22 protein-coding genes are annotated in these 26,744 nt (G+C 32.1%); 4 read left to right on the top strand and 18 right to left on the bottom strand.

All coding sequences use genetic code 11. The features are described 5' to 3' along the window. Window positions 1–202: 202 nt before the first annotated feature. On the top strand, window positions 203–688 hold the full coding sequence (gene lysM, locus Q4Q39_RS06465; protein ID WP_303281595.1) for a peptidoglycan-binding protein LysM: 486 nt from the start codon (window positions 203–205) through the stop codon (window positions 686–688). A gap of 206 nt (window positions 689–894) precedes the next feature. On the opposite strand, the gene Q4Q39_RS06470 is transcribed toward lysM, so the two are convergent. The 15 genes from Q4Q39_RS06470 to Q4Q39_RS06540 all read right to left on the bottom strand — a co-directional run bounded on the left by Q4Q39_RS06470 (window position 895) and on the right by Q4Q39_RS06540 (window position 22,509). Continuing rightward, on the bottom strand, window positions 895–1,995 hold the full coding sequence (locus Q4Q39_RS06470) for a glycosyl hydrolase (RefSeq protein ID WP_303281596.1): 1,101 nt from the start codon (window positions 1,993–1,995) through the stop codon (window positions 895–897). Between the two features lie 143 nt (window positions 1,996–2,138). Then, window positions 2,139–2,717, bottom strand: coding sequence for a nicotinate (nicotinamide) nucleotide adenylyltransferase (gene nadD, locus Q4Q39_RS06475; protein WP_303281597.1), 579 nt, complete (start codon window positions 2,715–2,717; stop codon window positions 2,139–2,141). A gap of 10 nt (window positions 2,718–2,727) precedes the next feature. Beyond that, complete coding sequence (gene gmk, locus Q4Q39_RS06480; protein ID WP_303281598.1) at window positions 2,728–3,300, bottom strand: guanylate kinase; 573 nt, start codon at window positions 3,298–3,300, stop codon at window positions 2,728–2,730. Window positions 3,301–3,320: 20 nt separating this feature from the next. After that, window positions 3,321–4,178 carry a YicC/YloC family endoribonuclease gene (locus Q4Q39_RS06485; RefSeq protein WP_303281599.1) on the bottom strand — a complete coding sequence of 286 codons (858 nt, stop codon included), beginning with the start codon at window positions 4,176–4,178 and terminating at the stop codon, window positions 3,321–3,323. Window positions 4,179–4,568: 390 nt separating this feature from the next. After that, the gene (locus Q4Q39_RS06490) at window positions 4,569–4,709 is read right to left on the bottom strand and encodes a hypothetical protein (RefSeq protein ID WP_303281600.1); all 141 of its coding nucleotides are present in this window, start codon (window positions 4,707–4,709) and stop codon (window positions 4,569–4,571) included. Window positions 4,710–5,210: 501 nt separating this feature from the next. After that, the gene (locus Q4Q39_RS06495; RefSeq protein ID WP_303281601.1) at window positions 5,211–6,413 is read right to left on the bottom strand and encodes a TlpA disulfide reductase family protein; all 1,203 of its coding nucleotides are present in this window, start codon (window positions 6,411–6,413) and stop codon (window positions 5,211–5,213) included. A gap of 17 nt (window positions 6,414–6,430) precedes the next feature. Then, the gene (locus tag Q4Q39_RS06500) at window positions 6,431–7,681 is read right to left on the bottom strand and encodes a thioredoxin family protein (RefSeq protein WP_303281602.1); all 1,251 of its coding nucleotides are present in this window, start codon (window positions 7,679–7,681) and stop codon (window positions 6,431–6,433) included. A 116-nt stretch (window positions 7,682–7,797) separates the two neighbouring features. Further along, a complete protein-coding gene (locus tag Q4Q39_RS06505; RefSeq protein ID WP_303281603.1) occupies window positions 7,798–9,228 on the bottom strand; it encodes a RagB/SusD family nutrient uptake outer membrane protein in 1,431 nt (476 codons plus the stop codon). A 21-nt stretch (window positions 9,229–9,249) separates the two neighbouring features. Then, the gene (locus Q4Q39_RS06510) at window positions 9,250–12,864 is read right to left on the bottom strand and encodes a SusC/RagA family TonB-linked outer membrane protein (RefSeq protein ID WP_303281604.1); all 3,615 of its coding nucleotides are present in this window, start codon (window positions 12,862–12,864) and stop codon (window positions 9,250–9,252) included. Between the two features lie 168 nt (window positions 12,865–13,032). Beyond that, window positions 13,033–14,175, bottom strand: a complete 1,143-nt coding sequence (locus Q4Q39_RS06515) for a FecR family protein (RefSeq protein ID WP_303281605.1) — start codon at window positions 14,173–14,175, stop codon at window positions 13,033–13,035. Between the two features lie 85 nt (window positions 14,176–14,260). Next, window positions 14,261–14,848, bottom strand: coding sequence for an RNA polymerase sigma factor (locus Q4Q39_RS06520; protein ID WP_303281606.1), 588 nt, complete (start codon window positions 14,846–14,848; stop codon window positions 14,261–14,263). Window positions 14,849–15,114: 266 nt separating this feature from the next. Further along, window positions 15,115–15,978 carry a hypothetical protein gene (locus Q4Q39_RS06525; protein WP_303281607.1) on the bottom strand — a complete coding sequence of 288 codons (864 nt, stop codon included), beginning with the start codon at window positions 15,976–15,978 and terminating at the stop codon, window positions 15,115–15,117. A gap of 11 nt (window positions 15,979–15,989) precedes the next feature. Beyond that, window positions 15,990–17,705 carry a SusD/RagB family nutrient-binding outer membrane lipoprotein gene (locus Q4Q39_RS06530; protein ID WP_303281608.1) on the bottom strand — a complete coding sequence of 572 codons (1,716 nt, stop codon included), beginning with the start codon at window positions 17,703–17,705 and terminating at the stop codon, window positions 15,990–15,992. A gap of 13 nt (window positions 17,706–17,718) precedes the next feature. Next, window positions 17,719–21,201, bottom strand: coding sequence for a SusC/RagA family TonB-linked outer membrane protein (locus Q4Q39_RS06535; protein WP_303281609.1), 3,483 nt, complete (start codon window positions 21,199–21,201; stop codon window positions 17,719–17,721). 156 nt (window positions 21,202–21,357) lie between these two features. Further along, a complete protein-coding gene (locus Q4Q39_RS06540) occupies window positions 21,358–22,509 on the bottom strand; it encodes a FecR family protein (RefSeq protein WP_303281610.1) in 1,152 nt (383 codons plus the stop codon). A 119-nt stretch (window positions 22,510–22,628) separates the two neighbouring features. Between Q4Q39_RS06540 and Q4Q39_RS06545 the strand changes: the two genes are divergently transcribed. Beyond that, window positions 22,629–23,234 carry an RNA polymerase sigma factor gene (locus Q4Q39_RS06545; protein ID WP_303281611.1) on the top strand — a complete coding sequence of 202 codons (606 nt, stop codon included), beginning with the start codon at window positions 22,629–22,631 and terminating at the stop codon, window positions 23,232–23,234. Window positions 23,235–23,826: 592 nt separating this feature from the next. Here Q4Q39_RS06545 and Q4Q39_RS06550 read toward each other — a convergent pair. The 3 genes from Q4Q39_RS06550 to Q4Q39_RS06560 form a co-directional block, all read right to left on the bottom strand. Next, a complete protein-coding gene (locus Q4Q39_RS06550; protein WP_303281612.1) occupies window positions 23,827–24,276 on the bottom strand; it encodes a transposase in 450 nt (149 codons plus the stop codon). 61 nt (window positions 24,277–24,337) lie between these two features. Then, the gene (locus Q4Q39_RS06555) at window positions 24,338–25,015 is read right to left on the bottom strand and encodes a hypothetical protein (RefSeq protein ID WP_303281614.1); all 678 of its coding nucleotides are present in this window, start codon (window positions 25,013–25,015) and stop codon (window positions 24,338–24,340) included. 76 nt (window positions 25,016–25,091) lie between these two features. Beyond that, the gene (locus Q4Q39_RS06560; RefSeq protein WP_303281615.1) at window positions 25,092–25,286 is read right to left on the bottom strand and encodes a hypothetical protein; all 195 of its coding nucleotides are present in this window, start codon (window positions 25,284–25,286) and stop codon (window positions 25,092–25,094) included. Between the two features lie 388 nt (window positions 25,287–25,674). On the opposite strand from Q4Q39_RS06560, the gene Q4Q39_RS06565 reads away from it, so the two are divergent. Together Q4Q39_RS06565 and Q4Q39_RS06570 are read left to right on the top strand one after the other, a co-directional pair. After that, the gene (locus tag Q4Q39_RS06565) at window positions 25,675–25,938 is read left to right on the top strand and encodes a helix-turn-helix domain-containing protein (protein WP_303281616.1); all 264 of its coding nucleotides are present in this window, start codon (window positions 25,675–25,677) and stop codon (window positions 25,936–25,938) included. 6 nt (window positions 25,939–25,944) lie between these two features. Further along, on the top strand, window positions 25,945–26,739 hold the full coding sequence (locus Q4Q39_RS06570; protein WP_303281617.1) for a CPBP family intramembrane glutamic endopeptidase: 795 nt from the start codon (window positions 25,945–25,947) through the stop codon (window positions 26,737–26,739). Window positions 26,740–26,744 lie beyond the last annotated feature (5 nt).

The raw sequence follows: 26,744 nt of genomic DNA on the forward strand, positions 1-26,744 counted from the left end.
GGAATTATTCTTTAGGCGGTTTCTTTTTGTTTAATTAAAAATAATTTCCAGAGGCTAGACTCAGGATTTAAGGAGAATACTCTTAAGGTTATCAAGAAGTTATATTTAGAGAAATTCTTTATTAAAAAAGATATAAAATATGTGACCTTGTGTTTTTTTTGGTGTCTAAAAAGCATTAACCCTCAAAAAATTACAAAAAATCATGGGATTGTTTTCATTTATTAAAGATGCTGGAGCTAAAATATTCGGAATTGGTAAAGTAGATGCGGAAGATGCTATCGAAGTAGCTGTAGAGGAACTTAAATTGGAAAAAGCAGCAGTAAATAAACTTAGGGAAACGATTGTAGGTTTACAGTTGCAAATAGAACATTTAAATATTTTTATTGATGGAGATATTGCTGTTGTTACTGGATTGGCATCCGATCAGGCTACTAAAGAAAAAGTAATTTTAGTTGTTGGTAACTCTAAAGGAATTTCGATTGTTGATGACCAAATGACTATAGAGCATAAAGAGCCAGAAGCACAATTTTACACTGTGGTAAGTGGTGATACTTTGGGAAAAATAGCCAAGGAGTTTTATGATGATGCTATGAAATACTCTGTTATTTTTGATGCTAACAAGCCCATGCTAACAGACCCAGATAAAATATATCCAGGACAATTAATACGTATCCCTGTTATAGACTAAAGTTTATTTAATAGCTATTTTAGTTTGTAAAGTAAAGCCAGCTTATTTTTAAGTTGGCTTTTTTGTGAGTTCCATTTAACGTTCCGTAAAACAGGTTTAGTATAGATTTTATTAAAACTAACGTTGTTTGTTTTTTATGACCATCAAATTTGCATTTCAATTTTATTTTTAGAGATTTAGGTAGGTGTACATATAAATATGGTGATTCAATTGTTTAATCCTAATTGATTCCACAATTCAGAATTCGATTTTAGATATCGAGATTTTGCTATTTCCTCCTCCCATTTTTTAGATATTAATTCACTGGTTTGAATCCGAGAGTCAACTTTTTGAAAAGTGGGATTATTTATCCACATAGGTTGAATAGACCAATTAACGTTTATATAACTAAAAGCTTTAATAATGTCGGCATTTCGATTTAAAGTATCAAAAAATGGCAAAAACCATTGTTTCCATGCTTTTTTTGCTGTTTCAGAGTCAGTAAGGTGGGTGTTAAAATATAAATTATCTATTTCAAATACTGGTGCTGCTTCAGCAATGAATATAGGTTTGTTATGCTTTCTTGCAAAAGTTAGCATTTCTTTATCGGGATTTCCAAAATATGAATAGCCACACCAATCAACCAGATCATCTCCTGGATACCATTCTTCCAGAGTTTTTTGATTTGAGCCTGTTCCCTTGGATTGCCAAACAAAAGCGACATTAGAGATATTCATTTCATTAAAAATTGTACGAAGACGTTTCCATGCAGATAAATAATGTCTTTTTTTATAGTGATTCCATTCCCATCCATCAAATTCATAACCAATTCGAAGAAATACAGGTCGTTGCCCTAATCCTTTAATCCACTCTCCTAGCTCTTTAATAAGGTGGTCTTGTTTTCCTTTAGCGACTTCTTTTTCATGATTAACCAATGATAAACCAATGGAGATTACACTGTATTTAAAATCAGGGTCGTCTATGAAACATTGAGCGCAAATATCTCCAGCTCCCCAATTGGAAATACTCTTAATACCATCATTACCTTTATTTGTAAAACCGAAGGACTGATCTCCCGGTGATAAACTGGTATATGTAGTAAATCCCGCTGGAATATCAAAATAGTTACAATAGCCATCATTGTATTTATCAAGCCCTCCAATTGCAGCCATGTCCTGTCCAATGAAAAAAAGACATTTTCCGTCAGCAGGTTCAAACTTCGCCAAATTTGTTTTGATTATAATTTCAGAGTTTTGAGCATGAATAGACTGTGGTAGGCCGTATACGAATATTATAAAAAAACCTAAAACTAGTTGTAGACTATTCATTCTTTCAATTAGGCACTATGCTTAGATATGGTTACGTTTTTAATACTGAAGTAGGTTCAGTATATGTTGAACTATATGGGGGTGTTAAACGAAGTTATCATTTTTTCTCACAATATCAAGTAGTTTTAGAACATATCAGAGTTTCATTTATAAAAATTCATTTCATCTAAATACTCCCAAACAAATTCTGGAAGCATGGGTTTTACATTTTTACCTGCTTTGATACCTTGGCGTATTAATGTTGAAGACAGTTCCATAATAGGAGCATCAATATGGTGTATTTTTTTATGGTTCTTAAATTGTGTTTCTATCTTGTTTTCATAAATACGAGGGTAAACATATATATGATGATTTTCAAGAATTAACTCGTAATTTCTCCATTTATGAAAACTCTTTAAGTTGTCTTCGCCCATAATTAAAGAAAATTCATTGTCAGGATATTTTTCTTGTAAATAAGCAAGTGTATTGATGGTATAGTTAGGCTGTGGTAAGTTAAATTCTATATCGCTTGGTTTGAGCTTTGTATAATCTTTAGTAGCACGATATACCATTTCTAAACGTTGGTAGTTATCTAGTAAACTGCTTTTCTTTTTAAACGGACTATGAGGGGTTACTATAAACCAAATTTGATCCAAATCACTATATTCAGCTAAATAATTGGCTATAACTAAATGTCCAATGTGAATAGGATTAAAAGAACCAAAATATAACCCAACTTTCATTCTGAATAATTTAAGAGTTTAGAAAATCACCAACTAGCTTATGTGCATTTTCAAGCGCTTTGTTTAAATCGTCATTTACAACGATAACATCAAATAAAGGAGCTGTTGCTAATTCTGCCGATGCTTTTGCAACACGCATATTGATTTTATCTTCGCTTTCTGTTTTACGCTTTTTTAATCTAATTTTTAACTCGTCAATGCTTGGTGGTTTTACAAAAATAGCTAAAGTTTCCTCTGGGAATTTTCGTTTTATACGTAAACCACCAGATACGTCAATATCAAAAATAACATGTTTACCCATAGCCCAAATACGCTCCACTTCAGTTTTTAGAGTGCCGTAAAAATTATCGCGATAGACTTCTTCCCATTCTAAAAATTCATCATTTTTAATTTTGGTTTTAAAATCTTTAGCCGATAAAAAATAATAATCTTTTGCATCTATTTCTTCACCTCGTTTCTCTCTGGAAGTTGCTGATATAGAAAACTCTAAATTCAAATCTTCGATTCCTAATAAATGCCTTACAATGGTTGTTTTTCCAGAGCCTGAAGGCGCAGAAAATACAATGAGTTTGCCTTTCTTCAATTTCAATGCGTTTTAACGTTTTATAGTACGTTTAATAATTGTTCTTTAACTTTTTCCAGTTCATCTTTCATTTGAACCACTAATTGTTGCATAGGCGCATAATTACTTTTAGAACCAATGGTATTTATTTCTCGTCCCATTTCCTGACTAATAAACCCAAGCTTTTTTCCGTTAGAGTCTTTAGAATTGATACATTCTGTAAAGTAATTTAAGTGATTTTTTAAACGTACTTTTTCTTCGGTAATATCAAACTTTTCTATATAATAAACTAGCTCTTGCTCAAAGCGATTTTCATCATATTTCTCTTTTAAATCTTCGACGCCTTTAAGTAGTCTTTCACGAACTCCTTCTACACGTTCAGGATCCATAGCAATAACTTGTTCAAGTATATTATCAATTGTGATGACACGTTTATTGAAATCCTGTTCAAGTACCTTTCCTTCATCTAATCTATGATTGATTAAGTCATTTACAGCAGTATTTATTTGTGCTTCGATAGTCTTCCATTCATCATCATCAATTTCCTCACGAACTGTATTTAAAGCATCTGGAAAACGAACAGCCATTTTAAGGAGTTCGATCGCGTCCCCATCAACTACATGTTTTAACTGTTCTATATATTGTTTAACAACAGGTGTGTTTATTTGCGTAGATGTGTCTTCTGCAGTAGCTTCAACATAAATAGAGAAATCAACTTTGCCTCTTTGTAATTTAGCAGCAAGAAGCTTTCGAATGGATAATTCCTTTTCTCGATAAATAGAAGGCATTCTCACATTTAAATCTAAATTTTTACTATTAAGAGATTTAAGCTCTATTGTTATTTTTTTAGTGGGTAATTGCAATACAGATTTTCCATAACCTGTCATTGAATATATCATAACGCTTGTATTAGGTTTTGCAAAGGTAATTAAAACCTAAAGGATAAGGAATAGATAATTAAATGTTAAAAAATTACGTGTGATCTTAATTTTGGTGACATATAGTTTCAGGTATTATAATTTTTTGAATACCCCAAGAAAACCTACTAATCTCGGGGTATTCGCAAAAACACTCTATAAAGAGCTTGCATAGTGTTAACTAGCTTAGAGAACACTACTTTTTAAACCAATAAATGGTTTGTAATTATGTTTGAACTGCTATTTAATAATTTAAAAACGTTCATTAATGTAATATTCGTATTTCGTTGAGGTGAATTTTTTAATCTTTTTTAGGATATAGCTAGGTGGTTAAAACTTAAATTCCAACAAGCTCAATAATGGAGATGTGTTTTACTTTTTCAGCACTAGGGATTCTTTTAAAAGACCTTCTTCTTCTTCAATGTGTTGTTCAACTTCTTGAAGCGTTGGTAAATTATAATCTTTATTGAAAACAAAGTCAGCCCAATTAGCATATACTGCAACAAACTTCACCAGAAATTTGGATTTAAAGAAGTAGCACATCTAGAAGAAGTGGGCTTAAAATTTGGAGCATGGCAAGATGTTGGCATTTGGCAATTATGCTTGAACACTTCAAATAAATAAGGATAAGAGTTTGTTTCCCTGTTTTGTGTGTTAGATGAAATTCTTTCAACTCGAGTTCATTTTACGATTGAAAAGAAAATTAATAGCTAGAACCTGTCTGCTGACAGCTACTGTATACTCATAAATATATGAGTAGTATTTTTAAATATAGTTAAATCAAAATAAAATATCACATAGAGTATTGTAGACCTGTCAGGTTTTTAAAACCTGACAGGTCTTTCTAGTCGAATAAGTTTATCACACACTATGTCAATGTCAATTAAGATTTAGCTATACTTACGAAACTGCCTATCTGTTTTTAAAGATTTCGACTATGTTGAACCTGAAATAGGTTTTAATTTGTTGAAATTTAATAGTTTAAAAAAAATGTTATGTTACACTCACGCTATTTTAATAACCATAGAGCTCTTTAAGTTTCGCATCTAAGGCATCTTTACGTAGTTGACGTCCTACAATAATGCCGTTACTGTCTATTAAGAATGTAGTTGGTAAAAAAGGTACTTTATAAGCTTTAGCAACAGCGCCATAATCTTCTTCACCACTAATATCTTCGTCAAATACATTATTCCATACGGTTTTATCTTCAACGATAGCATTTCTCCATTTAGCTTCATTATCTGAAGTACCTACGGCAATGACTTCAAAACCATCATTTTTATACTTTTTATAAAGCTTTTTAAGGTGTGGAAACGCTGCACGACAAGGTCTGCACCAACTGGCCCAAAAATCTAAATAGATATATTTGCCTTTCATTTCAGACAATTTTAATGTATTGCCATCTATTGTTGTGAGTGTAAAGTCTGGTGCTTTTGTACCAACAGCTAAATCTTTAAATATTTCGTTATATCTTCTGGTGTAATATTTATACATAACTGTGTGTTTAGCTTCACCTTCAAATAGATTGTAGAACTCTTTGAGTTCATTATTGGACATGTAGGCTTCTCCATAGATAGTTCCTAGTACGTAAGGCGAAACTGGTAGCGCTGGGTTATCTTTGGTAAATTGGATTTTGAAATCATTTACCTCTTTAAATTTTTGTTTGGCTAACTTCTGGAATGCAATGAGTGCGTTTTCATATGCTACATCATCTCCCATCTCCTTAAATTTTAAGACCTCTTTAAATAGAGTTTCGGTCTTGTCGTATTTATCCTGATTGGCAATACTATCTGCTTTTTTATTGTGCTCTTTGAGAATGTTATTATATTTTGATCCAGATATTTTTGTCTTAACAAAACCAAAATCGTTTTTTTGATTAACATCTAGTTCTAGGGTCATATCACAGTTTTCCAAGAAAATAAAGCTCTGGTTGTCCTCATCAATACTGAGTATTACCATATCAGGATGTTCAATAGTTCCTTTAAATTGAAAATGACCATCAATTATTTGAGAGCTGTCAAATACTTTAGCTCTAGTATCATCAAATATTTTTCGTTCCAATAATTTTACAGAACCACTATCCATACCTTTAATAGTTCCTTTTATAACGTAGCCTTCTGTTTTTTTTATGCTTTTATTACAAGAGACAGCAGTTATAATAATAAGGCATATGATAGCCATTTTTGATGCAATAGTAATTTTTGTTTTTATTTTCATAATAGTTGATTAAAAATTTAAAAAAAGTTAAACTCATTTAACGCACTTCCGGACTCCATTACTTCAATATGTTTTAGCATATTTTTTGCATAAGCTTTAGTAGCTACTTCTTTAGCGTGCGCTGTAATTAATTGTTTATGCTTTTGAATATGCTCAATAGCTTCTTTTCTTTTGTCTATCTTATACAAGTAATAACCATAAATAAATTGAGGCAATGCATCATCTGTACTTTCATCTGAATAGGATTTAACCAAGGGAAAGATTCTCTCAAAATATGTCGTGTCAATATTTTTTATCTGCATGATTTCCATGTGTATAAAAGGCTCAAGATCTATGTCTAGTTGCCCTTTTTCTATAATATCAAGGTAATCTTCTAAATATGCCTTATCCTTCTTTTTTCCTCTATAATTTTTGTTAAGTTCATAAAATTGAATGGCTAACGGTCCGTACTTAGGAAAGTCATTTGTAATAGATGTCTTCACAGTTTCAAGACTCATAAGTTTGAACGATTCACTTTCATGAAATGAAATAGTTGTAGATAACCATCTTACTAAGTTATCCTTCTCTTTAAAAAAAGGAAATTGCTCAATATTTTCGATAATATAGTCATAGACTTTGCTTCCAGGCTTTGAATCACATCTGTTTAGTAAATAGGAAGTATTATCTCTATCTTTGATTTCAGGTAAAGCATTAAGCCATTCTAGGACTAAATGCGGAGGAGGATATGTAAATTTTTCCTCACTATATTTACTTAGATACCTTTTAAGGAATGCTGCATCTCTATTCCCATTATTATAGTCTAACTCATAATCTTTCAGTATTTTTATTTTTCCTCCATTTGCTACAGCCTTAGTAAATTCTAACATGGCTGGTATGGTAGAAATATCATCAGAAAGGCCAGTACGCCTGCTTATTAGACTTCCATCAGTCTCTAAATAAATATAAGTAGGATATGCTTTTATATCAAATGTCTTGGCTAATGAAACTCCTACTCCTTTTTCTGCATTTATTTTATAATTAATAAAGTTTTCATTATATATAGTGCCAATTTCTTCTTTGGAGAAGATTTCTTTGTCCATACGTTTACATGGGCCACACCAAACTGTAAAGAAGTCTAAAAAGATCTTTTTGTTTTCTGCTTTGGCTAGGGCTTTAACTTCTTCAAATGTAATACCGTCAGTTGACTTTTTCCATGAAACTCCCTGTCCATATACACATTGAGATACTAAGATGATCGTTATTATTTGAGTTAAAATATTCTTTTTCATAATTTTAATTACGTTTATAGATTGATTGCTTTTTACTTTGGAAAGTTATGCCCAATAATATCTTAGAATTATATTGTTGGGCTATAACTCCCATAAGTGGATTTTTATAGTAAATTTTAGAAATTTGGATTCTCATTTAAGAAACGTTGATTGTATTTAAGTACAAGACGGTCTTCGGTTAGGTTAAATGTTTCCTTTACAGAGGCATCTGCATTATATATAGTGTGAACATAAGTTTTGTTGCTAAGCATTGGGTCTGAAAATACTCTTCTTGTAGTAAACCACTCCATGCCTTTTACTGCAAACTCCCTTTTGCGTTCGTCCATTATATATTCTAAGAGTTCTTGCTGAGATAAACCACTGGGAATACTAGCATCTGTAACAGGCATTCTGTGTTGTCTAAAAAACTCAATAGTTTCAACTGCACCATCTAAATCATTTAAACGGGTTTTACACTCAGCAAGCAATAAGTATAGGTCTGGTATGTTTATACCCATGGCCGCAAAGGATCCTCCTACATACCGCAAGATGTTTGGAGTAGGTAGTGGAGGTGTAAATGGGCCAGAGTTATTTACGTAAAACACATTTCGCCTTATATCTGTTGGTTCAAAAAGTTGGGTAGTTTCTGGAGATGTCAATAACTCTGCGCTAAAAGACCCATCAATATTTGTATGAGCTCTAAGATAAGGGTTTTCAATATCTGAATTTACTGGTGGTACACCTGGTCCAACAAAACCAGGAGCGTGTATACCTCCTGGAAGTGTAGTTACGTTATAGTCGTATAACCCTATTTCTACATCAGACGTTTCAAACTCAGCAAAAGCATTATTTATCTGTTCCATGCCTTTTTGATAGTCTCCCATAAAAATGTAAACTTTACCCAAGAGCGCCATAGCAGGTCCCTTAGACATGCGAAGCCCGTAAAATGTATTTCGTAGGTTTGGAATGGCTTTGTTGAGGTCGTCTATCATAAATTTGTAAATAGCTTCAACAGTAGCTTGTTCAAATACAGATTCTGTAATATCTGCTTCGGTAATAATAGGGAATGCTAAATCTGTAGTTGCGGTATCTGGATTGTATGGTTTCCCAAAATAATTTATAAACTGAAAATAAAGCCATGCTCTATTAGCTAGAGCTTCTGCTTGTATGTTTAACTTTTCAGTTTCTGTACCGCCTGTTGAGAAGGGCACCTCTTCAATTATTTTATTATATGTATATAAATTTGATACATACTCCTCTATAATGACCATGTTTTCATCAGGAAGATAAATACTTTCTTGCCATTTAAACGCAGGGAGTTTAGTGGGGAAAAAAGGCCCTGAATTAAATGGCTCTAGCATGCATACTTCTGGAGATAAGGCAATGGGCAATGGGCTAAAGAATTGATGTAATAGCCTGTTATTGAATAATAGATTATAATCTTCGGTAGTTTCTGCAATGATATTACCTTTAATGTCAACTTCTAAAAATTCTTCTGAACAAGAACTGGTTGTTAAGGTGAAAATAAGCCCTAATACTATTGTTATATATTGAATTAAATTTTTCATAGTTTTAAACTTTTAAAATGATTAAAAGGTAAGATGTATACCTGCTGTGATAGTCTCTTGATTTATAAGAGGACTTCTTATTCCAAAAAATGATTGATGAAACTCAGGATCTATGTTTCTGTCATTTTTACGCCATAACATGACGTTTGATAATTGCAAACGAAATGCAATGTTATCAGCATTTAGAAAGTCTAGTGCTTTTTGGGGCAAAGCATAAGATAATGTTATATCTCGTAGTTTTATATAATCGGCTGAAAGCACATTTATATTTCCAAACCTATAAAAATCAGTATTTCTACGGGTGTTGTGTGTCGAAATATCAGCCACAAATGAAGGTACATTGGTTAAGTTTTCGTCACCAGGTTGCCTCCAACGGTTAAAAAAGTCGGCATGTACGTTACCAGTATTAAGGCTTTCATCACCTACACGTGATGATGCTGTACCTGCTGTTAATCTCCCTTGTGTAAAGTCTAGTTTACTTGGAACGTCTGCGCGCATTACAGCACCAAAGTTATATACAATATTAGCATTTAAAGTAAAGCCTTTATAAGTAAGTGTATTACCAAAACCTCCTGTGATTTTAGGCAAATAGCTTCCTTCAAATTTTAAATCTTCTGCAACTGGCTCACCAGGAGTTTTGGTTATAGTGCCATCTGCCAAACGTACTTGTGGGTCACCAAGATTGTCTAGTCCTGCATAGTCGTATGAATATATTGCAAAAGCCGATTGCCCCTCTACAAATCTTGCTCTTATTAAGGCCTCTGCAGATGTTAATGGAATCGGGCTATTTAATTTTGTGATAGTGTTTTTATTGTATGCAAGATTAAATGTTGTACTCCAAGAGAAATTAGCAGTATTTATATTTAAAGAGTTTATTAATAATTCTATACCATTGTTCTCCATATTACCTAGGTTACCAAAGACACTAGGAAAGCCAGTTAGAATATTATTATCTAGCGCACCAATTAAATCGGTTGTTTTTCTTTGGTAATAGTCTATAGAACCATTAATGCGGTTGTTTAATATTGTATAATCTAAACCTACGTTTATGGTTTCGGTGGTTTCCCAGGTTAATTTATCATTTCCTGGTGTTAGGATTCCTAATCCTATATTATTAAGAAGTATTGGATCTGTTATGGGTTCAAGTACATCAAAAGATGAGGATTCGCCTGGAATAGGGGAATTACCTGTAATACCATATGTAACCCTCAATGCCAATGTGTTTATCATTTTTGAATTTTGTAAAAAGGGCTCATTACTTATATTCCACTTACCACCAACACTCCAAATAGGTTTGTTTTGTGCAGACTTATCAATACCAAAAAGGTTAGATTCATCTATACGCCAACTTCCATTTAAAGAGTATTTCTGGTTATAAGTATAGCCGAAATTACCATAGAAAGATGATATTCTATTAGTGATTTCGGTTTCGGTAAATGGGGCTGTTGCTTCATTTAAGCTCAATTCGCTAGTGCCGCCAAAAGATGTATTAATTATAATTGGAGCTTCAATACCTTCTTCTGAAAGGGTTAGTAAATCTACAGGAATAGAAGTAAGTAGTCTGTTGTTATAGCCTCGAACAAACGAACGATTAAAACTATTGAAATTTTCTTGGACTTCTTGACCTAATAGTACACTTAATTGATGTTTTTTATCCAGCCATGAGTTTTCATAGTTAAGCTGGTTTCTTAGCAACCAATCTCTTTGTTTTATGTTTTGAATGGCATAGTGACCTCCATCTTCTGGTAAAAAATAAATGGGGCCAGCTTCAACAAATTGTGCTCTTTCAAAACGGACTGTAAAGCTGTCCTCATTATCAAATTTTGATGTTTCAGAATTGCCGTGTACATAACCATAGCGCCCCTGGAATTTTAATTTTTTTGATAGGTCAATATCTAAACCTAAATTTATTCGCGCATTTAAATCATTACCTTTAGTATATCCTTTGTTTACTTCCTCAAGTGGTGTGTAGTTTAAGTTGATACCAGTAGCGTTTTCATAAAATGCTAATTCATCATCACCAGAAAATCCTGAAAAAAAGTTTGTGCTTAAAGGATTACCAGATTCATCTTGAAACCTTATGTAGGGTAGCGTGTTTCCATCTACATCTATAGGGCGTCTACTTTTTGTATTTCTATTGGTTAAATCTGCAATAAGGCTAACTTTAATAAAGTTATTGAATCTGTAATCTTGATTAACATTTAGTTTGTATGTCTCATCTATATTATTGGGGGTATCGTCTTGAGCATTGGTATAAGCTATAGACCCATAAATACTGTATTTTTCACCTCCACCCCTTACAGATAGTGTATGGTTTTGAAGTATTGCATTTCTATAAAATAAATCTTCAATTTGCCCTAAATTATCAAAACTAGCCAAGGCGTTTAAGCGTGATGTTGCCGTTGCTTGATCGATAGTACCATTATCAAGATCGTATAAAATTTGTTCGTGGGGTTGCACGCCTACATGGCCAACATTGGTGAAATTAGAAACTTCTGAGTAAGGATTGTCAGATGGGGAAAATATTTCTTCTGCGGTTTGTATAAATTGCTGGCTGTTTAAGCGTGGTGTATAGTTAAGATCTGTTTTGCCCTGAAATGCTATATAACTATCATAATCTACTTGCAGTTTGTTTTCAATTCCTCCTTTTTTTGTGGTAATTACGATAACACCATTAGTAGCCCGTGAACCATAAATGGAGTTAGCGGTAGCATCTTTTAAAACATAGATGCTTTCTACATCTTGCGGGTTTATACGGCTTACATCGTTTATAGGTACACCATCTACTACAAATAGAGGTGAGCGATTTGCATTTATAGAGCTAAATCCTCTTATGCTTATGGGGAGGCCATCATCTGATTGATCAGTTGGAGCATTATTAATGAATAAACCTGGTACCAGTCCATCAAGCCTGCTTAGTACATTAGTGCTAGTACTTCGGTTTCTTAGTACATTAACATCTGCTTTGGCATAAGACCCTGCGTTACGCTCTTTAGATATGGTTTGGTAACCAGTTGCTACCACAATAACCTCTTCTAGAGTGCTAGCCTTTTCCTCTAGCATAATATTAAAGATAGTTGTATCTGCCGTTATTTCCTGAGTTGATAATTCATAGCCAAGGCCAGTAACTACCAAGTAGTAACCAACTTCACCTATAATTTCAAAGGAGCCATCAAAATTTGTAACGGTGCCGCGTATTAAAAACTCTTGGTCAAAAGTTTTACTTTCTGGTAAGTTATTGGTAACATATATGGTTATTCCAGCTAGAGGAATGCTGTTTTTATCTGTAACTTTACCTGTTATTTTTTGTTGTACTAAATTGTTTAAAGACAATTTATCTTTGATGATAATAACATTATTTGGAGACAATTCGAAATCTAAATTATTACTGGATAAGCTTTCTCGTAATAGTTTGGTAATACGTATTTCCCCTTTTTTAAGTTGTACTTTAGGAGTGTCCTTAAACAAGCGTTTTGGGTATATAAACCGGTAGTCGGTTTGCTTTTTAATAATTTTAAATACCTCGTTAATACTTGCCAATTGATCTTTTTGAATAGTTACTGTCTCTTGAGAAAAAGAGACCTCAGTTGTAAGGCCGAAAACGGATGTGCACAATAAGAAGATAAACGTTCTCATAATCAATAGAAGATTCCACTTTTTAAAGAGAGAAAAGTGGAAAATAGTTAATTTAATTTCCATAAATTTGTGTGGTGTTAGTTAGACATTAGTTTTAATTTTCACGGTTTTGGGACGAAGTATGATATCGCCAAATACTCTTTACTTCGTTCCTTTTTTATTTTTATTTTAATTCAATTGAATTGTTTTACCTTTTATAGTATAGCTGTTAATAGTGCCAAAATCTTTAATAATAGTTAGTATATTTTCGATTTTCTGTTCTTTGCCTATAACTCCAACAAACTCTTCTGTTTCTATATTTTTATTTAGGAAAACAACATTTATATCGTACCATCTGGATAGTACTTTCATAATATCTTTTAAGGACTTGTTTTCAAAACTAAAAACACCATTCTTCCATGAAACTTCATTATAAACATCAACTGGTTTAATTATGATATTCCCCTTGTTTTTATTAAAGTTTGCTTGATGGTTAGGTGTTAATTGCTCATTTTTATTAGTTGTATTAATAGCGACTTTCCCTTCTACTAAAGTGGTATAAATAGCGGTTTCATCTTTATAGGCTTTAATATTAAATTCGGTGCCTAATACTTCAACATTATGATGACTGGTAACTACATTGAATTTTGAACCATTGTTTAGCTTGCTTGAAGTGACATCAAAATAGGCTTCACCGTAAACTAGTTCTACAGTTCGGGTTTCGTGTCCTTTAAAACTAATAGGATACTTTAATTGCGACTCTGAATTTAACCAGACCTTGGTGCCGTCTGGTAAAATAATTTGATATTGCCCACCCCTCGGAATCGTTAAATAGTTGTATGCCACGTTTTGCGACATAGAGTTTTTATACTTCAAAGATTTACCATTGCTAGAAAAGTAAATAGAATCAAGGTTTTTATGATTAGTTAAAGCTATAGTGGAACCATCATGTAGTGTTAACGTTGCCTTATTAGATCCAGGTACTATGATGTTGCTAATAGATGCAGGAGTTTTTATTGGGGTATTAATTTCATTAATAAAAAAAGGAAGGGTTATAAGTAATACGATTGATGCCGCTATTGCATATTTAAATATTGGCTTATTATAAAATTTTATAACTTTTACAGACTCATCCTCATTTATTTGTGCTTTAACCTTATTAAATATTTTTTCTTCTATCTGTGCTTTTTCTTGATGGTTTTCTGGCCACTTAGTGATTTTTTGATTGTTGATAAAAAAATAAAATAAGATGGAAATTTCCTTTTTAGATATAGAACCATCTAAAAGTTTACGTATTAAAAACAATAGGTGTTGTTTGTTTTTTTTGCCCATTTTTCGTCTTAAATAAAAGGTGTATATAATAAGAGTCGAAAAAAAGGAGTGTTACACCTACTCCAAATCAAAAAAAATTAAAAAATTAATTTTTGTTTTGTAAAATAAAGGTTATAAACTCTAAACTTAGGGATACGTTTAATGATGCTCTTAAATATTTCAATGCTTTTGAAATATGATTTTCAACAGTTCTAGGTGAAATATTTAATTTCTTTGCAATTTCTCTGTTGCTTAATTGATCTTCCCTACTTAATTTGAAAACAAGTTTACATTTTTCTGGAAGATTTTCAATAACAGAATCGATATGCTTGATTAATTCTCCGTGCATCAATATGGTTTCTGGATTAGATGATTGAATTTTTTTATCAAAATTTTCAAATAATTCTAATTTGATGATATGTTTGTTTTTTTTGAAATAATCGTAAACTTTATAGATAGTACTTGTGTAGAGATAGCTTTTTAGGGATGTTTTTATGGTTATTTGATCTCTTTTATGCCATAGGTTAACAAAAATATCTTGTACAATATCTTCTGAGATTTCTTTGTTTTTAACCATATTATAAGCGGCCAAATACATGGTTTCCCAGTATTTTTTATATACTAAAGATAACACTTTGTTGTCTCCTTTGTTTAAAAGTGTAATTAAGGTTTCATCATTTTGAGAGTTGGTCATCCTTATTTATTCTTTGAAGAATTACAACAAAAATACATAATTATGCATGATATTTTTATGAAATATTAATAATTAAGTTAATTTCATGAATATCTTATTGAATATACTGTAAAAAACTACATATTAATAAAATGTTTTTATTTATGATAGCGTGTTTAGATGATATGGAGAATTAAATTAAAAAGAACCATGTTTCACATAATGAAACGATGGTTCTTTTCTAACTAAACTCAAAATAACTTAATAAAACTAATACGAGACTTTAACTAATAAGCGCAATAATCGAGCTCTTGCGAACCACCGTTCAAAGTTCCTATAGCGACATCTGCTAAACTTCTCCCGCTAGGAGCAATTATTTTATAACCACGCTTACTCCTATCAAAAGCACCAAAATTTTCTGAAACATCAATTTCTACAGATGTTGTACTAGGTGGAATATTAAAGATAAATTTTTGTATATCACCACCACCACATACTGGTTGGTAAGTTGTGCTAGGGTTTCCATCAACGCTTATTTTTATTGAGCCTAAAGTAAATCCACATCCGCCATTAAAATACCATCCATTATCTACACCTAAAAATGTAATTTCATAATCTCCAGCAGTAGGAGGAGTGCTAGAAGGACAAACTACTTTTACGTTATAAGGAGTTGTATCTAATGTTCTATTATCATAAAACACTCTAAATACAATATTAAACTCGTCAGAGCCATTTACATCGTCTGAAGTAATTCCTAAAGTAGCAATCATGTCTTGAAGCGTAACATTATAGTTGAACTCAGGACGCAATGTTTCACTTCCAATATTGAAAGTATTAGGAGTAATGGTTTCGAGCATTACAAGTTCCTTGCTTAAATCGGTTCCTTCATTAACGATATCATTAAATGATAAAAAAACCTCAATTTGTTCAATAGTATCACCATTTTGAGGTGCTTGAATTACAAAATCGCCATTGAAAGATTCAGTTACTACACCTACGGGTAATTCGTTTGTAGCATTATCACTTGATATTACTACAGCTAAAAAAGCATCATTATTTCCTATAAGATCATCTTCTTTATCGCAAGAATAGATACTAAACGATAAAATGATAGTTATGAATACGATATATATATAATTAATTATTTTCATGATTTTGAATTTTAGTTAGCTATTGGGAATGTAGGTGATGCCGGATTTGTATCCCAAAACACTTGATCGCTAGTAGGTTTATTACCATTAGGGATGTTTGTGTTATTTAGCTCTGTTTCTGGATATGCTAAAGACCTTGGGAAAGTGCCTGGGCTAGTGCTCCAGGTTGGTGACAATGTTGTTGGGTATCCTGTTTTACGGTAATAATTATAAGCTTCTATACCATTGCCATACAGGGAAATAAAATACTGCTCTGCGAAGATGTCTTCTTTTGCATCTCCAGAAGCAGATGCGAAAGAATTTGTGATATCGGTAATGTAGTTTTCTATATCAGTAGTACTAGGTATAGTTGTTTCAGTCATAGGATCAACTGAAGTATCTTGACTAATGAATGTCGTTACTTTTGCAATATGTTTTTCCATGGCACTTCTCAAGAAATTCATTTTTTCAGATGAACTAGAAGCCATTTGACCTCTCCAAAAATCGATATCAGAGGCTTTCAATATTGGTAATACACCATTACCAGTATCTTCAACAATCATTGGAAAATTAACATTAGAAGCTTCTTGGAATCTATCATTATCAAATAGTCCGCCAAAAGGATAAACCCCATACAGAGTAGCTATTGAATTACCAGGTCTATCTGTTATTAAATCAGCAGGTTCCAGAGTACTCCCATGCGATCTGCCAATATAGCCGTTTTCGACTGCACAATATGCAAAACCGCTATAATGCCCAGGAGGGGTTTCATCACTACAGGGTAATAAAACTGTATTAGCTGGAATATCTATTCCGGGGGTTTCTCCTGTTTGTCTGTAAAAATAATAACGTATCCTAGGATCGTTTTTGGTTTGCATAGTATTCATTAACCAGTTTGATTTGCTAACAGGATCATTGTCGGTATTTGGGTAGTCGAAACGATATCTATTTGATTTTGCATTTCTATAGGCTCCATAAGAAAACTCCATATTATCACTACTTTCTGAGATAAAATTACCACTACTGATGATGGCATTAAAAGCACTAGTATTACCTGTGTTTTTGTACATTCTTAATTTAAGCGAATTAGCAAATTTTAACCATTTAGTTGCATCTCCATCATAGAATAAATCGGTGAGCTTAGTATTTATTGGAGCTGGGTCAGCACCTAATATTGCAATAGCTTCATTTAATAAATTAAAGCATGCTTCATATACGTCTTCACCTTTATCTAATTTAGGATTACGAATGTTCAGGAAATTACCGCCTTCAGAGTATGGTATGTCTCCATAAAAGTCTACCAAAAGTGAAGCGCAATGTGCCTCTATAATATTGGCAACAGCTAAATTGAAATTGTAAGTTCCAGATGTATCAGCTCTTGCTTGCTCTTTTAGCAATTCAATGTCACGGAGCATATTAACATAAAAAACCTTCCAAGTTTCTGATAGTATGTTACCTCCTTTTGCTGTAGTACGTTCATAGTTCAAAAGATAGGCGTTATAGCTTCCATCTTCCTGAGAACTCATACCCATAGGACTTATTCTGGTAAGCCTTGATATGATGAATTCAGAATTGCTAATGAAATCGTGATAATCCAGTTGTAATGCATTTAAGAGAAATTCTGGATCGGCATTTTCTACTCGTATAAGATTAGGGTCTTGGGTTAAGTCCAAGTCTAATGTTTCACATGATACAGCAGTATACATTATGATGAAGGTTATACCTATATATTTGATTATTTTTTTCATAATAATTTTATTTTTAGAATGTTGCTCTAAGCGTTATACCATATCTTCTTGCTGATGCGTTGCTAGAATAATCCAAGCCACGATTGTTGCCATTTCCAGGTCCAGATGTGTTAGGATCAAAATTGGTGCCTTTAGGTATGTTATAAGCACTATGCCAAAGGTTATTGCCTTGTGCTTTAATGTTAATACCTGAAAAAGGTGTTTTCTTAAGAAAAGACTTAGGGAAATTATAAGAGATTGAAAGTTCCTGTAGCCTTATTACTGAAGCATCATAAATGTTAAATTCTGTATAATCTCTACCTCGGTTAAGTAAGTAATAAGAAACAGGGCTAATAGGTACAGTATTTGGTTCTCCTGATTGAGTAATACCATCAATAACCAGCGTGTTTCCATGTGCAGATAGATTGTCCTTAATTAGACCTCGACCCAGTAAAGATGCAGGGACAGGAGTATAAATATCACCTCCTTTTACATGTTGTACAAGAAGATTTAGATTCCAGTTTTTATATTTAAAGGTATTTATAAAATTCATGCGATAATCAGGTATGGCATCCCCCAGTACAAACCTGCTGTTGCCATCTTCATCTACAAATCTTATGTAATTACCATTTCCATCTACAATAGGAATGCCATCATCGTTACGCAATACTTTTGTTCCTACTATTGCGCCAAGTGATTCGTTGGGAATTGCAGCATTGGTAGCTACACTTGTTAAATCTCCAAATCTAAAAACAGACCTTCCGAAATCTTCTTGTTCGTCATCTCTTCTAATAAGAATTTCTTCATGGCTTGTAAAGTTTATTCTTGAATTCCAGTTGAAATGTTTAGATTTTAGAATGTCAAATCCTAAATCTAATTCTATACCTTTAGATTCAGCCAGTCCTAAATTCGTAAAAAAGCTTTCGGCACCAGAAGAAGGAGCAATAGCATCATCATTACTTTGAATGCCCTCGATACGTCTTTTCCATAGCGATACATCTAGAGTTCCTCTATTGTTAAAAAAACGTGTTTCTAAACCAATTTCTATTTCCTTAATAATTTCAGGTTCAAAAGACACATCTTTTGGACCAGATATATTTTGAATTGGTATGCCCCCAGTTGAACCTGGTATAACACTTTCATCTGTTGGGTAACCTAAAGGGAACCTTGTAGATTCTCCATAGCCTCCTCTAATTTTTAAATAGTTTAAACCATTATCTGTTTTTAAACCGTCAAATGCTTCTGTAGTTATAAAAGACACACTCACACCAGGGTAGGTTGCATTATTAAACCCTGATATTAAGTTTGAGACCCAGTCTGAACGTATTGACCCATTTATGAATAAATAATCTTTATAGGAAAGTGTCATGTCTCCAAAAACACCAACTTGGTTTTGAACAGTATTTCTAAGCGTTACAAAGCTTGATGCATCAAAGACAGCTGAGCTTCCTTGAATGCGGTCAAAATTAGTAATCAAAAAGTTATTTAATAGTAGTTGTCCTTGGGTTCTAAAGGTCGTACTCTTAAACTCATCTCGTCTGGCATTCCCACCTAGTGTAAAATCCAACCCTATAGTTTCACTTAATTTATAATTTCCATTTAAGGTTACTAAATGATCCCAAATGCTACCTTCAATATTTCCAATTCTTAAGAAACCATCAAATCTAGAAACGGGGCCTTCTCTGTTAACCATTTCTTCTTGTTCGGTGCTATAAAAATCACGACCAGTTCTCCATGCTAGAGATAAGTTATCATTTAAACTATAATCTAATTGAAAGCGCCAATTGTGTCGGTTTGTTTTCTGCTCATTAAATGAGTTGGCTAAGGTCCATCTTGGATTTCTTGCAGAATTTAAGAAAAATGTAGAACTATTATCTGTAGGATCAACAAAAGGTTGTGCAAATAAGTCATAACTTCTAGGTAGTGATAGTGTATTCGAAATGGGATTACTAAACCTAAATCCATTATTGTCAAAAGAAAAGTTTGGAGAACTTTGATCGGTTATTGTAAAGTTAACACTAGCTGTAACTTTAAGCCTTTCTAAAATTTTTGTAGACCCACCAACATTCATATTTAATCTTGTAACACCGTTTGTGGGAAGAAATGATTCTTCATCTAAATATGAAAAACTTGCATTGTAATTGGTATTGGCATCAGATGAGGTACCTCTAAAATTAACGCTAGTTATACTTGTATAGCCTGGTCTAAAAAAGTTTTTAATGTTTTTATTTCCAACAGCTTGATAAGGTAATCGTGCATCTTGGAATTGGGGGAAACGGGGATTACCTGAAAGCGGATGTAAATAGGTTCCATTTTCGTCAATATTAGGATCTAATCCCCAACCAAGAGGGCCATCTTTTTCAAAACTTGGCCCCCATGATAATGAACTGTTGGGATTAAACACGCCGTTGTTACCTTGCCCATATTGATTTTGGTAGTCTGGTATGTTTGCCATAGCATTGATAAAACTCGATTGACTTACGGTAACTGTAGACTTGTTTGCTTTATCTTGAGTACTTGTTTTAGTAGTAATAAGAATAACACCATTAGCGCCTCTGGAACCATAGAGCGTAGAAGCGGCCAACCCTTTTAAAACTTCAATTTTTTCAATGTTATTTGGGTCAATATCAAAAGCCCTGTTTGTAGTTTCGTTACTATTTAAATAACCTCTGCCGAACAAATCTTGGTTTTGATCGTTGTTGTAAGGGACACCATCTACAATATAAAGAGCTTGATTGTCTCCAGTAAACGATGATAATCCTCTAATAACGACGTTTGTTCCCGATCCAGAAAGACCAGAACTACTTGTAACATTTAGTCCAGAAACTTTTCCTGTTAGGATTCTTGTAAAATCACCTTCTGCTCTGTCTTCAACCGACTCTGACTTTAAAGAGCTTACAGAATAACCTGCGGCTTTCTTATTTTTTTTAATACCTAGAGCGGTTACAACCACTTCTTCTAAGCTTTCGTTACTATCTTCTAGCGTTACATTTATAGTAGTTTCTTCCTCAATAATTATTTTTACATCTTTCTTGCCCAGATAAGAAAAAATTAAAGTTTGCCCTGCGTTTACTACTATTCTGTAGCCACCATCAAAATCGGTAAGCGTACCTTTATTTGTGTCTTCAATTGAAACGGTTACGCCACTAAGAGGGAGTGCATTACTGTCTGTTACAATGCCTTTAATACTTTGCTCTTGTATTTTGGCATTTTTCTCTTTCAAAACTATAGTTCTGTTTGGTGCTAACTCATAATAAAGGTTGCTAAACGATAGACTTTTTAGTAGTAAATCATGAGCATTAATTAGTCCTTTTTTTAAATGTACCTTAGGTGCATTTAAAAAAGTACTAGATTTATAAGCAAAACGATAGTTGGTTTGCGACTTAATAAGTTCGAAAATTTCATCTACAGTAAGCGTTTTGTCACTATCGATAGAAATTTTTACATCCTGGGAAAACATACCCCCTGGTGAGAGGCTAAATACTGTTGTACAGAACAGGAGAAGAAATGTTTTCATAATAAAAGCTAAGACCTCTTTTCTCTTAAAGAAAAGAAATAGTTTAAATTTTATTTTCATAAATTTGTTAGGTGTTAGTTGATTCATAATTAATTAATGCGTTAGAGGGAAACATTGGTTTGTAGTGTGAGAATTTCGAACCTTGTTTTCCTTTCTTTATTTGAATATAATTGTTGTATTTTCTATGTCATATTGTATCGTATTAGAGTTAGTTATTATTGAAAGAATGTCTTCTATATCTTGATCTTTACCCAAAACACCATTAAATTCAATCTTTTCTGTTTCTGGGTTTTTAAATATTACAGATGTATTATACCACCTGTTTAGAACAGTCATCATATCTTTAAGAGGCATATTTTTAAAACTAAAAACTCCATTTTTCCATGCAATAACTTCAGATATATTTACTGATTTTACCTCGAAATTCTTAGTATTTATATTTATAATAGATTGGTAGTTAGGACTTAATATTTTAGTGCTATTTTCGTAAGCTACAGCAATACTGCCTTCTGCTAAAGATGTATAGATTGTATCTTCTTCAAGGTAAACTTTAATATTAAACTTAGTGCCTAAAACCTCTACAGCTTGAGATTTAGAATGTACTATAAATTTTGACCCATCATGTTTAGAACTAGGGGACACCTCTAAATAGGCTTCGCCATATACCAGCTCAACGATTCTAGTTTCCCCCTCGATAAAGTTGGCGGGGTATTTTAGTTTTGAATCTGAGTTTAACCAAATTTTAGTGCCATCTGAGAGTATAACACTGTATTGTCCGCCTCTAGGTATAGTTAAATAATTATAAGCTATTTCTGTATTGTCATCAGTATTATTATATATCAAATTTTCACCATCACTTTTGATATAGCCAGAGATGTATGTTTCTTCTTTCTTTAATTCAATCTCTTTACCATTATTTAGAGTAAGTATGGCTTTATTTGATCCAGTTTTAATGATGTCTTCCAAAACAACAATTTCATCTTTAACTACTTTTGAAGTAGGTTTTTTTGTAAAAAAAGGAATAGAAATTAATGCAGCTATAATAATTGCTGCCGCATATTTGCTAAAATGGACAATCCATCGTTTGCGTGCGTTAGTTTTTAGTTTTTTCTTAACTGATTGTTTTGCTTTTTCAATATCAAACTCATCCATACTTGAAGAAATTAAGTATTCCGTTTTCACAAACTCATTAAAAAGAACTTGGTTTTTTTTATTTCTCAACCATAAGTCAAGCGTCATTAATTCATCTTGACTTGCCTCCTTATTTAGAAATTTAACTATTATTAACTTAATCTTTTTTTGTCCCATTTTGGCATACTAACTTATATAGTAGAGAGAAAAAAAAGTAATACCCCTCTCTTTTTTTGAACTTTTTACTCATATTTAACAATATATTGATAAATTTGATAAAATATCTCTCTTAAATTTTGAATTTTAAAAACCATAAATTTCTATCCGAAAAGCTAAAATCTGGTGATGAAAAAGCTTATGATTTTTTAATGGATAGCTTTTATACTAAGCTATGTTCTTATGCACGTTCGTTAACGAACGATAGAGAAAAAGCTGAAGATATTGTTCAAAATGTTATGGTTACTATCTGGACAAATAGAAAAAAGATAAATTATAATACGTCTATTCGAAATTACCTATATAAATCTGTTTATAACGAATTTATAGCACAGTTTAAAAAGAATGCTAAAGTTATTTATCTAGAAAAGAAATACATTGAAGCGATTGATCTGGTTATTGACAATGAACATTTAGATATTGATACATTGATGCAAATCGTAAATAAGGAAATCAATAATCTACCATCTAAGTGTAAAGAAGTTTTTCTTTTGAATAAGAAAGAAGGGCTAACACATATTGAGATTTCTGAGTATTTAAATATTTCAGTTAAAACTATTGAAGGTCATATAACTAGAGCATTCAAAATATTAAATAAAAAATTGGGAGATAAAGTAAAACCTATATTATACTTGTTATTTGGTTTTAAGAATGGATTAAAAGCTGTTAATATAACACACTTTTAATTATTTTATAAAGGCAAGTATTCGTCATCGTTTAGTGAATAGACTTTTATCTATCCCAATTGGCTCAATCAAACAACTATTCAATATTTTTGCTCAATAAATTTGAAGTTAACCTATCAACATTCAATTAATAATGTCCATATATTGTAGTTCGAGAACGTCTGTTGATTGTTTGAACGTTAAATTAAAATTTAGAGTTCTACCTCTTAACATAAGGCGTTTAAAATTCATGTTTTGCTTAGTGTTGCTAAAAACAGCTTCCAAACCTTAAATCCGTATGTCTAAGTTCATTTTCTATATACGCTTAGAAATTTTAGATTTAGGGTTTAAAATTCATATTTTAATTGACGTTATTGTTTTTACAGGATATAATAAAGCATAGCTTTCCCATTAAAGCATTTCAATCTTCCCTTTGTGGTTTTACAATATTTAAAAGGGAGTTGTTATTAAAATCATTGATGCCTTTATTCGTGATACTAAAACTAAAAAAGCTTACGCATAAAAAAACCACAATTTTTACATTGTGGCTTTTTGTTTATATTCTTGCTTATTGGTTCGAAGTTACAAACCAAGGCTGTAAGGAACTTTGGGTTTAAGTTTTGAAAGCTATCATTTTATTGGGATCACCACCACAATGCACTACAATGTTTTTAAGAATTTGATTTTGTAATTCGTTACAAAACTTAATTTTGGGAATCTTGTAGCCTTTCAATTTATTAAGCTTTATGTATGCCAAAAGCATTATTGATGCTATCAAGATGATGTAGGTCATGACCTGAATACCATTCCATTTTCTTGAAAAATAATGCTTAAAATTTAATTCTTGTTTTATAAATCTAAAAAAGCTTTCGATTTCCCATCGATTTTTATAAATCCCTGCAATTTGCTCTGGTGTAAAGACATCATCGGGCAAATTGCTTAAAAACAATATTTTTTCTTTATTTGATTTAAGGATTCCTTCTACCAAACGAAATTCTATTTCCACTTTTTTAGAATGACTTTTGTACAAATGGACTCTACGGTGTGCAACCAACTTAATCATGTCATTCTCTAAATTTAGAGTAGTTTCTAAGCTCCCTTCAGCTATACTATATTTGGATGCCTTATAGATTTCTAGTTACAAAGTATTTACCTGTATCTGATAGGGTTTTCATCGTTCTGCGATCTTGCATTCCTCTATCAAAAACAGCAATGTCTTCCTTATTGGGTACATGGTCTTGAAGAATATCACTAAGAGCTAAATTCTCACTAATCATTTTTTGTTCTTTGTGAAACTTTACCTCAAATGGTAATCCATTAAAACCAATAGTGAATTTAATACTATGTTTCCCTTGTTGTCCTTTCCTGTTCTTTTGTCCATTAGACATCCCAAAATTCAACAATAACGATGACAAGCTGGTTATAGTAGAATCATATAGACACAATGTTGTCTTATCTTTTTCACTCAGTTTATTTTTAAAAGTTTTGACGGTATATCGATACAATTTTTCAAAAAAAGAGACTTGTATATTACCTACACGCTCACAAATACTACTATGGCTAACTCGTTTACCTTCTGGTATACCAGCATGTTTGCAAAAAAAATAATTATCGTAAAAACTTTCAAAAACTCTGGAACTTGCTCTGTTTTGACTTAAGACTCCGTAAATACATAAATTAAATAATTCCTTACCTGTTAGTTTTTTGGAATTCCAATCAACTTTAGTCTCTTCTGCAAAGAAATCAAGTTTCTCTTCTGGTATAAAGTTTAAAATGCCTTGTACAGGAACTTGGGCTTTCATAGCTATATATGGTTAGTATATAGGAATGTAAAACTAACATTTTATACCTGTTTTTAAAAGTTCCTTACAGCCTTGGTTACAAACTTCGAAGAGCGGCGAAATTCTTTGGCCAATCCAAATTAGCACCTAACATTCTCTCTATTCTTCTACCTCTTTCAAATCTACCTAAATTCCATATTGTCTTGGCTTTTTTATATTGCATTAACAAACCTGCACCTACCACATCAGCGGACATTTCTTGCATACCAATACCGACCCCTTCAGCAACCATTAGACCTGATTGAGGGTATAAATATTTGGCTCTACTAATATGAGATGTTGGATATTGTATTGTAGCACCTGATGAAGGTGTATCAGCTTGAGCAGCTACAATTTTTTTAACAAAATTTCGAGTAGCGTTTTTTGTTTATATTCTTGCTTATTGGTTCGAAGTTACAAACTTCGAAGAGCGGATATGGATTTCTAAATGTTTTGTGGTGTATTCGTAGTTGTTCGGATTGGAAGTATTAAACATTTTTAAAAATATTTTTTAGTACCTATTGGTAACAAAACTAATAAATAGGTTCTAATAAAACAACATTTATATGATTTGTTTAATACTTATAAGTAACTTACATTTGCTATAAACCTCTTAAAAGGGTTACTTACAATACTTTTATATGACTTTTGGAGAACGAATACTATCTATTAGGAAGCGATTAAAATGGTCGCAAGATGACCTTGCTAAAAAGATTGGCACGTCTGCTCCAATCATTGGACGTTACGAACGTAACGAAATTAAGCCTGCTATCGATACAGCTAAAAACATTGCTGACGAACTTGGTGTCACTATTGATTTTCTACTTGGTGGCGATAAAAAACACTTATTCGCTTTACTTGATGCGTTCCTACGTGATGCTAAAGCTAAAAAGGCTTACTCTTAAAAGATTATGAAAAAGATTTTAGCTAACTATAAAAAAGCAATTATAATATTTATAAGCTTTTTTATCATAAGTCGTTTAGTAACAATTATTCTTTTTTTTACAATAGATTATAATAGTTTTTTATCTGACTCCTCATATTCTTTTGCTTTGTCAGATGTTATATATTCTATCATAATGCTTATAATCATTGCATATTTTGACAAAAAAAATAAAACTGTTAATAAAACGGATTTATCTTATGACAAAAATTACTCTTTTTTGTTATTGTTAATTTTAGGCTCAATACTTTTTAGGGTATGTATTGACCCTATTATTAGATTAGATGAAATTTTAAATATTTCAAATCTTCCTGCCGAAGACCAACGAATAAATAAAACAGTTTATGAAAACATTTTTATCTTCTTAGATGTTGTATTATTAGCCCCAATTATTGAGGAAATTGTGTTTAGAGGTTATATTTTAAATGCACTTAACAAAATTAAATTTAATTCAAAAATATTACTTTCGAGTTTGTTGTTTACTCTTATACATGTTCCTTTAGAGTTAACATCATTGATTCCTGTATTTATTCTTGGCGTGATTTTAGGATATATAGCAATGAGGTTCAAATTAATTTACGCCATTATATTTCATGCACTATATAACCTTATTTGGTTCATTATAGACTTTAACTCAAATGACTACTGGGATTTAATAAGCTCATTGAATTTCAGATATACTTATTGGGGATTGGTATTAATCTGTTTAAGTGCATTTTTATTAGTTTTTAAAAAAATTCATCATAAAAAATCCCCGATTTAAAACAT

This window comes from Flavivirga amylovorans (assembly GCF_030540875.1).
GTDB classification, from domain to species: Bacteria; Bacteroidota; Bacteroidia; order Flavobacteriales; family Flavobacteriaceae; genus Flavivirga; species Flavivirga amylovorans.